This window comes from Clostridium sp. UBA6640 (genome assembly GCF_002455975.1).
Lineage (GTDB): Bacteria > Bacillota > Clostridia > Clostridiales > Clostridiaceae > Clostridium_J.
In genome coordinates this window covers 30,879-35,227 of record NZ_DKLM01000006.1, presented here as the reverse complement: position 1 = coordinate 35,227, position 4,349 = coordinate 30,879, and the positions used below count along the sequence as shown (strand labels likewise).

6 protein-coding genes are annotated in these 4,349 nt (G+C 33.3%); 1 reads left to right on the top strand and 5 read right to left on the bottom strand.

Going from position 1 to position 4,349, the window contains the following annotated elements; all coding sequences use genetic code 11:
• Positions 1-299 precede the first annotated feature (299 nt).
• From B2W91_RS00815 to B2W91_RS00795, 5 genes are all read right to left on the bottom strand, one after another.
• A complete protein-coding gene (locus B2W91_RS00815; protein ID WP_291578358.1) occupies positions 300-785 on the bottom strand; it encodes a helix-turn-helix domain-containing protein in 486 nt (161 codons plus the stop codon).
• A gap of 512 nt (positions 786-1,297) precedes the next feature.
• Positions 1,298-2,554: an erythromycin esterase family protein gene (locus B2W91_RS00810; RefSeq protein WP_291578357.1), complete on the bottom strand. Its 1,257-nt coding sequence runs from the start codon at positions 2,552-2,554 to the stop codon at positions 1,298-1,300.
• 117 nt (positions 2,555-2,671) lie between these two features.
• Entirely contained in the window at positions 2,672-2,845 is a 174-nt protein-coding gene (locus B2W91_RS00805) for a cysteine-rich KTR domain-containing protein (RefSeq protein WP_291578356.1), read from the bottom strand.
• Between the two features lie 57 nt (positions 2,846-2,902).
• Positions 2,903-3,394, bottom strand: a complete 492-nt coding sequence (locus B2W91_RS00800) for a DUF6773 family protein (RefSeq protein ID WP_291578355.1) — start codon at positions 3,392-3,394, stop codon at positions 2,903-2,905.
• Positions 3,394-3,591 (bottom strand): helix-turn-helix transcriptional regulator, encoded by a 198-nt coding sequence (locus tag B2W91_RS00795; RefSeq protein WP_039630837.1) that lies wholly within the window; start codon positions 3,589-3,591, stop codon positions 3,394-3,396. Before B2W91_RS00795 ends, B2W91_RS00800 begins: the two co-directional genes overlap by 1 nt.
• Positions 3,592-3,679: 88 nt before the next feature.
• On the opposite strand from B2W91_RS00795, the gene B2W91_RS00790 reads away from it, so the two are divergent.
• Entirely contained in the window at positions 3,680-3,790 is a 111-nt protein-coding gene (locus B2W91_RS00790; protein WP_291578354.1) for a hypothetical protein, read from the top strand.
• Positions 3,791-4,349 lie beyond the last annotated feature (559 nt).

Here is a 4,349-nt window from a genome sequence, read left to right as displayed (position 1 = left end):
TCTTGATAAATTCCTATATCAATTCCATCAAGCATTATAGAAATCATAGGATTTAAACTCTTGCCATTATAAATACTTCCTTCTCTTTTCTTTATTTTAAAGTGTTCAGCTTTATGTGTCTACAATATTATACTAACATCACTTTAGACTATACCCCAAATAAGATACAATCCCAGTCAGCGATATATCGTTCGCTCTGTTAATTTCTTCTTCTGAATATCGTACTTTAATTTCCCCCTTTCTTTGCATCAAAAAAGCAGTAAACTCATAAGAATCTACTGCTAAATTGATATTCGTTATTAAAGTTGCTCTTTTCTTTCATTTCTTATTTTCCAATTAAGATAAATATTTACTGATATAATAACAAGAGTGCTACAGACTAAAACTGTTTTGGCTAGCATTCCATAGCCATCTCCATAATCGGGAAACATAATATATCGGCTGATAAAAAATACTGCTACTATTAATCCAAGAGAAATGACACTGCTTACAATTGAAAATTGATGGTTTTTCATTTTTGCTTGTTGATTAAATATTTTCTTCTGCTCACTTTCCAAAATAGAAGTTTTAAGTAGCAACTCATCAGTTTCACTCGGCATTAATAGATAATCTGTTGTTACATCAAAGATATTTGCTATTTTTATTATCTTATCTAATTCTGGAGTTACTTGACCAGATTCCCATTTTGATACCGACTGACGTGACACACCCAATTCTTCACCCAATCCATCCTGAGACATACCTTTTGATTTTCTAAGTTTTAAAATTTTTTCAGACAAATTCATTTAAATAGCTCCTTCCTTTTTATATGAATAGTATATCAACATCTAAACTAACAATTCTATATATCAAGGTTTGAAATGTGTCAACTGCCAGGTTACAATGGTTGCAATATCAATAAATTCCGGTTCAAATGTGTTCAACAATTAAATATCTATGTGGCTTAATTTTTTTAACGTAAAGCATTCTGGAACAACTGCTTTCTTTGATATGGCACAATAATAGAACAGTTTTCTTTGTCGTGTTTCCATAAAAACATATTTAACCCATTTTTTTGATTGCAATAAATAGGATTCCTTTAAATTAGCACTAAATTTTAGCCAAAACTATGTACTAATTTGGATATTTCTTTTTTGAAAATTTGTAACCTCAATTTCTTGTCTGATAATTGAAAAAGCTTCTAATTCTTCTAAAGTTAATCATCAGAGTGTAAACATTGTCCAACGTTATGGCGTCCATTTCCACAGAACGGCGTTTTATTTATGCGATAATTATCAATTATTTCAGTCAATATAATTTATTTAATAAGAGTTGTAGGAGAGGTTTTTTTGAAAGCAATCATTCCGTTAAATGTGTCATTTGGAACAATGGTAGTTGTATAAAAGGATTTCAAGAGCTTTTGCCACCCCGATATTCCTACATTTAGCGTTGTAATTTTTTGTTGACTCTTCAAAATCCCTTGCCAATTTTCATTATCAGCTACTTTTAAAAAGTCAATATAATAAAAGTTACTCTCCATATTGTCAAGCTGACTATTCAACGCATTTTGGTTTTTAACTTCCATAACGCTAAAAATTCCATTGTTATCTTGTGAATTAAATGTTGTATTCTCTGCATCTGTCCCAATAGCAAAATAGTTTTCCCCTATGCTGTTCGTCAGCAATTCTCCCAAGCAAGTATAACCGGAAACAGAGGTTTTTCCAATATGTCCGTTATGACCGCTAATAAAGAGTACACTATCATCGCCATGTTGTAAAAACCAGTTTACTTTATCAGACATATGCTTATCCCGTAAAGAGTTATACTTGGCGTTACTACTCAACAGTATTTCGCTATACTGATAGATTGTATTTGCACTTTCCCTTGCAAAATCAAATGCAGTTTGTCCAGAAATGCTTACAATATCCCTTTCAGCAGCGTCCATTTCTTTTAACAACCCTAATGCATCCATTTTGGACTTATCCAAAACATCACTGCTTAAAGTCAATCTTGTTTCATCAGTTAATTGTGAAAATGCCATTTTATATTTTTTACTTAAGGCAGGTTCCGCTATATCTAACACGGAAAACAGATATTCCTTGTTATTATCGTATCGCTGTATATCCATTCCGTAAAAATGCAAGTCTTTTCCCTCAGGAGCACTTTCATTATAAGAACGCATCCAATCCACTAAATTAGCCATCTCCTGTGTGCGATAAATCGCAAAACCAATTTCTCCAACAGCATCTTTAGCAGTTCCCTTTCCACCATGAATATAGTCATCTACCTTTAACGCACCTCCAAAGTCACCTTCAATAATAAATGTCCGGCATCCATTGTTTGCGACCAATGCTTTGAACACTTCTGCTTTCATCTGATGATATTCTTTTACACCATGGCTCGCTTCTCCAAGCCCTACAATCTGCACATTTTCAGATACAGTTAAAGTGCTAATATCTGTTTGCAAAGTGGATAAATCCGTCGATATTGTATTTGTTCTATTCCCACACCCCATAAGCAGGGTCATACCTAATATTGCCATTGTAATAATACTTAAAATCCATTTCTTACTCATAATTGATTTCCTTTCATATTTTTTTGCTAGTTTGCCATTTCTTTATCATACATAATCAGAAGCAAAATAAAGAACCGGCACCATTGAGTTGTTTCTCACGAGGTATCGGCTCTGCGTCTATGCGTCTGGCTCTTTGATAACAGCTATATTCATTTGTTGGGCAGAGATTAAGGTTTCCTGTTTACATTTGGGACAGTATAATGGGAAATTTTCAAGTCTGGTGTCCTCTCTAATTTTAAGGCGAGTTTTATGTTCACATACAGGACATAAAATCCATTTATCTTTTTGCATGCCACTCCTCCAATCTCTTTATTTCTGTAATAAAAGAAAAGTCCTTGATTCAAACAATTAATCTTGTTTATCTCCTTCATTGAGCTTCTTTTCAATCCTTTGCTGCCCTTTCATATTGAAAAAGTATAGAATAACGAATACAACGGAATTAAAAATAGCTGCAGAGATAAAAGTAACCACTAACACTGAAATAAAGAGTCCATCTAATATTCCAGTATACTTATCGCCATATAGAGAATAGTTTCTTATTCCGTTTATAATGGTTATAGCAAGACTTGAAATTAAAATAGTCGATACTGTTGATACCTTTCCACTTTTAGAATTGTTCATAAAATCGTATCCGACTAACATACTTCTTACCGCAATGTAAGCTATTGATAAAATAATAATACCAAGCTCAAATGCATACTGTGAGAAGGACATATCCATCACATAGGACTTAATAAAAACAGAAACAACCGCAAGGAATAGCACTATAAGATAGGCTTCACTTTGAATTTTGTTGTTTAACTGTAAGACACGTTCATCTTTGATTTTTTTCCTTTTCATTATGGTTCCTCCCAAAATAAGTCATTTAATGTTTTGTTGAGAGCTTTGCATATTGCAATACAAAGTTTCAATGTTGGATTATAATTTCCGGACTCTATCAAACCAATAGTTTGACGTGTGACGCCAACAATATCTGCTAAGTCCTCTTGACTCATATCGCATTCAATTCTAGCAATTTTGAGTTTTTTATTTTTCACCAAATTCCTCCTTCTTCTGCCTTGATGATTAAATTGTACATTATACATTTCACAATGTCAATTATATATTGCATAAAGGAATTTATAATTGCTTTTAGACCTATCAGTAGACCAATTCTTTTTTCCAAATCAAGAAATAGACAAATCTACGCAACGCAGACAGCTTGACAGTCTGCTTGATGATATAAGCGATAAGTGATTTCAAATATAGGGTTCCTCAATGGGAATTTAACTTATGCGTAATTTTAATTTCCATAATTCTTCATCTTTTCTATGAATGAAAGATGAAAAATTATGGTTAAAACTTCACGGNNTTAAGTTTTCATATTGTATCCCCATAATCAGTGCCACATCAAAAGAGATTAAAGAAGTCGAAGCAGTTGAGAAGCGTTGCAGACGATACGGTTTTGCAGCATTTTTCTTTTGAACTTATTTGACAAAATGACTTTTTTCCTAGTTGCAGATATCAATGGCAAAGTAAAGTGGCAAGCAGGGCAAGGCGGTACACCCCTTGCGATTTTGCACGAAATTCCCTTACGGGATTTTGGCAAATCTGTTTGTTGGGGAGTATCCCCAATCCCCATTGAACACACAATAAATTGTGTGGCTACACTCCCTTCGGGGCTAAAAAATACAGGAAATATTACCTTTGTTCCTCTATCTTTTCTTTATCCGACATATTCTCCCCTAAAGCACGATCAACATTTGCCTATATAAAAAAATCTGTCTACCCTACTCAGAGCAAACAACTTTTTGTT